This window comes from Streptomyces sp. NPDC058877, from assembly GCF_042742855.1.
In the GTDB taxonomy this organism is placed as follows: Bacteria; Actinomycetota; Actinomycetes; order Streptomycetales; family Streptomycetaceae; genus Streptomyces.
Genome location: NZ_JBHYMF010000346.1, coordinates 1 through 3,293 on the forward strand (window position 1 = coordinate 1; position 3,293 = coordinate 3,293).

Annotated in this window: 4 protein-coding genes; 1 reads left to right on the forward strand and 3 read right to left on the reverse strand. The window is 71.0% G+C overall.

Features of this window, described 5'->3' with window-relative positions:
• Positions 1-263: 263 nt before the first annotated feature.
• The 3 genes from ACFW2Y_RS35260 to ACFW2Y_RS35270 form a co-directional block, all read right to left on the reverse strand.
• Positions 264-503 carry a hypothetical protein gene (locus ACFW2Y_RS35260; RefSeq protein ID WP_384887678.1) on the reverse strand — a complete coding sequence of 80 codons (240 nt, stop codon included), beginning with the start codon at positions 501-503 and terminating at the stop codon, positions 264-266.
• Complete coding sequence (locus ACFW2Y_RS35265) at positions 500-1,132, reverse strand: TNT domain-containing protein (RefSeq protein ID WP_384887686.1); 633 nt, start codon at positions 1,130-1,132, stop codon at positions 500-502. The genes ACFW2Y_RS35260 and ACFW2Y_RS35265 overlap by 4 nt, the downstream gene beginning before the upstream one ends.
• A gap of 176 nt (positions 1,133-1,308) precedes the next feature.
• Positions 1,309-1,914 carry a TetR/AcrR family transcriptional regulator gene (locus tag ACFW2Y_RS35270; protein WP_384887681.1) on the reverse strand — a complete coding sequence of 202 codons (606 nt, stop codon included), beginning with the start codon at positions 1,912-1,914 and terminating at the stop codon, positions 1,309-1,311.
• A 114-nt stretch (positions 1,915-2,028) separates the two neighbouring features.
• Between ACFW2Y_RS35270 and ACFW2Y_RS35275 the strand changes: the two genes are divergently transcribed.
• Positions 2,029-3,183, forward strand: coding sequence for an acyl-CoA dehydrogenase family protein (locus tag ACFW2Y_RS35275; RefSeq protein ID WP_384887684.1), 1,155 nt, complete (start codon positions 2,029-2,031; stop codon positions 3,181-3,183).
• Positions 3,184-3,293: the final 110 nt, after the last annotated feature.

The window sequence follows — 3,293 nt, forward strand, 5'->3', positions numbered from 1 at the left end:
GCCGACGAGATCTTCGAACGCCTCGCCGGCTACCTGAACCGCCTGCCGAACCCCAAACCCTAGATATGCACCTCTTCCGAGACTCAGGACACTAGAAGACCGGTGAAGATCTTCCCGAGCGGTCGTGCCGCACTCCCCGGCGAGCGCACGACGACGGCCACGGCACGCCATCGCGCCGCCACCGGCCGAATGCGTCCGGCCGTGCGCTCCGGCCGCGCGGTGCACGCACCGGTGCTGGACGCCGCAGGGCGGGGAGGAAGGGCTCAGACGCCCAGGAGCGCGCGGAGGTGGGCACAGGCAGCCGCCTCGGTGGGGTGCACGGCGATCGGCTCGTACGCGCCCCGCTCGTAGACCCCGGTCTCCCAGCCGCCGCCGCGCCCCGTCCGCAGGTAGACGAAGTCGGTGGGGGTGGGGACCGGTTCGTGGACGCCTTCGATCCGGTAGTGGGCGGCGGGCACCCCGGCCTCGTGGAGCGCCCGCTCCAGTGCGCGGCGGTCGCTCACGCGGGGACGCGTGCCAAGTAGCCGTGATCGAGGAGCCACTTCACGTTGAGGCGCTGGCCCTCGCCGGGGTCCAGGAAGACCGGGTCCAGCTTGATCTGTCGGCCTCCACCCGGCTGTTCGAACCAGGGGGCGATGGATCCCTCCCAGACGACGAAGCCCTTCGTTACCTCGTACAGGTGGTAGTCGCAGGGGAAGCCGGGGTCACGGGTGTTGAGGTTCTGCGGGGGCAGGGCGCGCCGGGCGTACGCGTCGCCGGCCGGAGCCAGGTAGGAGCCGTACTCGGAGCCGAAGCGGTCCAACCGCTCTCCCGCGAGCAGGAGTTCGGGCTCCTTGTCGACGCGTCCGTTGACTTCGGCGAAGCCGTCGTTCGGCGGGTACTTCCAGCCGCCGCCGTCGGCCGGCCCCTCCCAGTACTTCTTGAGGAAGGCGTCGGGGGAGAGGTGCCCGGTGCGGTGGTAGCGGACGAGCAGTGGACCGACCGGTCGCTGCCGCTCCTTCGGCAGGAACTCGGGGCCGAGCCGCGCGTCGCCCTTGAACTCTCCGGTACAGGGGGCCGGAGGGGCGGCGGGGCGTTCGGCGGGGGCGGCCTGTGCCGAGGGGGTCGAGCCGAGGGCGACGGTGACTCCCATGGCGGCGAGGACGGCACGGATCCTGAGGGCGGTGCGGCTGCGCTCCACGCGGAAGCTCCCTGGGGTGGGAGGAACAAGGGCGTCGCACACGGTAGTGGATCACCAGCGGGGAGTGATCGATCGTGGCCGTGAATCGGCCAAGTGTCCCGGCGGGCTCCCCGGGCCCTTCGGGTTCCTCAGGCCTTCCGGAGTCCGCTCAGCAGGAGCTCGGCCAGCTGCTCGTACGCCTCGGCGTCGGCGAGTCCGGTGGCCGCGGCCACTTGTCGCCGTTGGATGCGGACCATCACCGAGGAGATGACGTCGGCGGCGAAGGCCACGTGCACCTCCCGGAAGGCGTCGGCCCGCACGCCCTCCTCGATCAATTGCTGCACCCGGCCCGCTGCCGCCCGGGTGTTGCGCTCGTACACCTCCGCCGCCGGCTCGAAGGCCGCCACGTCGTCGAAGAACTGCGGTGAGACGGGTGCCAGTTCGGCCGAAACGGCCCGCAGGTAAGCGGAGAGCCGCTCGGCGGGATCGGTTGCGGCGGCGAGCACCGCTTCGACCCGGCTCGTGGCGCGCCGGAAGAAGTGCACGACCGCCGCCCGCACCAGTTGTTCCTTGCTGCCGGCGAGGCCGTACAGGGTCCGCTTGGAGCAGTGGAGTCGTGCGGCGAGATCGTCGAGCGTCAGTCGGGCGAAGCCCTCGCCGACGAGGAGGGCGACGAGGTCCTCGAAGAGGGCCGAGCGGCGCGCCGCTCCGCGGCCCGTCAGCTTCGGGACGTCAGCGGCTGAGGTCTCGATCATCCCGCCAGTATTCCAGGCCGCCCCGGCGGGAGGTTGCGGCAGCTCCCTTCTGCGCTACTCTAAGTGGTACTGCAGTACCTTTCCCAGTACCACTTGCGCGCCGCTGGAGTCGCCATGGATGTCGACCGCCTGCTTCCCACCCCCGAGGCAGCGGATCTCATCGCCCTCACCCGGGAGATCGCCGACAAGGAACTCTCCCCGCGGGTGGACGAACACGAGGCCGCCGAGACCTATCCCGAAGGGCTCTTCGCCACCCTCGGCGAGACCGGACTCCTGGGCCTTCCGTACCCCGAGGAGTACGGCGGCGGGGGCCAGCCCTACGAGGTCTACCTCCAGGTCCTGGAGGAGCTCGCCGCGCGATGGGCCGCCGTCGCCGTCGCGACGAGCGTCCACACCCTCGCCTGCCACCCGCTCCACACCTTCGGCAACCCGGAGCAGAAGGAGCGGTGGCTGCCCGCGATGCTGGAGGGGCGGACCATCGGCGGCTACAGCCTCTCCGAGCCGCAGGCCGGCTCCGACGCCGCCGCCCTCACCTGCAAGGCCGAGCGCCTCGACGACGGCAGTGCCTATCGGGTCAGCGGCACCAAGGCGTGGATCACCCATGGCGGAAGGGCCGACTTCTACGCGCTCTTCGCCCGCACCGCACCCGGCAGCCATGGCATCTCCTGCTTCCTCGCCCCCGGCGAGACCGAGGGGCTGAGCTTCGGCGCCCCCGAGCGCAAGATGGGCCTCCAGGCCGTGCCGACGACGGCGGCCTACTGGGACGGGGCGCTCCTGGACGCCGACCGGCTGCTCGGGGACGAGGGGCAGGGCCTCCAGATCGCCTTCAGCGCCCTCGACAGCGGTCGCCTCGGCATTGCCGCCTGTGCCACGGGGCTCGCCCAGGCGGCCCTGGACGCCGCGGTCGCCTACGCCAACGAGCGCACGACCTTCGGCCGCAGGATCGTCGACCACCAGGGCCTCGGCTTCCTCCTCGCCGACATGGCCGCCGCCGTCGACGCGGCCCGTGCCACCTACCTGGACGCGGCCCGCCGGCGCGACCTTGGTCGCCCCTTCAGCCGCCAGGCCAGCGCGGCCAAGCTCATCGCCACCGATGCGGCCATGAGGGTCACCACGGACGCGGTCCAGGTGTTCGGCGGCTACGGCTACACCCGCGACTTCCCGGTGGAGCGCTACATGCGTGAGGCGAAGATCATGCAGATCTTCGAGGGTACGAACCAGATCCAGCGGCTGGTGATCAGCCGGCAGCTGTCGGCCACGTCGAAGTAGCAGGTCAAGAGGGGTCTAGTAGTGCTTGGTCAGGTCGTGTTTGGTGGTGCGTGTCCTTCGGGTTGTGTGTCGCGTTGTGGGTGTGTGACTCCGGACGAAATGGCTGCGGT